We start from the raw sequence: 633 nt of genomic DNA on the forward strand, positions 1-633 counted from the left end.
GAACCCGGTAAGCACTACATCGTGGCCGGGACGGCGTCGTCCCGCAGTGCGGCGCGAACATGGCCTCGGACGAAACCAGGAGGTTGTTCCGCCAGGCGTACCGAAAGTGACTGCACGCCGTTGACCTTCTGTCGCGTCAGTTCCAGGAGCGGTGCGGCAGCACCGAACCGCTTCTGCATGTGGGATGGCGATGACGACCGTCGATCCGACGAGCGAGGCACGGGCGGCCCGGCGTGAGAGTGAGTGCGACGAACGCTGTGATGTGGACCAGTCGTTGACAGTTGGACGTACCGCGGGTCACGCACTCCTGGGTAAATCATGGAATGCCCAACTATGCTTATTTTGCTGGGGATGGGGGCGCAGGAGGCACACATGGCGCGAGCCGACCTGAGCAGGACAGGCAAGGCGACGAGCGCGGGCAGCGGTGTGCCCAGTGGGAGACCGGCGGCCGAGCATCCAGCGACGGGGCTCGCCCTGGCCGCGTACCGGCGTCGCGTTGTCTTCCTGCTGTTGTTGAGCACGGGCGCCCTCGCCCTGCCGCCGGCCGCCGTGGGACTGATCGCTTCCGGGTGGCCGGACCTCCCCATCGACCGGCTCGCGTACGTCGGCGGCCTGTTGTTCATCGGTGCTCTG

The 633-nt window shown here is 66.8% G+C and carries 1 protein-coding gene; it reads left to right on the forward strand.

The window, feature by feature from the left end; all coding sequences use genetic code 11:
- Nucleotides 1-372: 372 nt before the first annotated feature.
- A partial coding sequence (locus tag VXC91_RS46570) for a hypothetical protein (protein ID WP_329513362.1) occupies nt 373-633 on the forward strand: 261 nt, incomplete at its 3' end.

Origin of the sequence: Streptomyces chiangmaiensis, assembly GCF_036281785.1 — a bacterium.
In the GTDB taxonomy this organism is placed as follows: domain Bacteria; phylum Actinomycetota; class Actinomycetes; order Streptomycetales; family Streptomycetaceae; genus Streptomyces; species Streptomyces chiangmaiensis.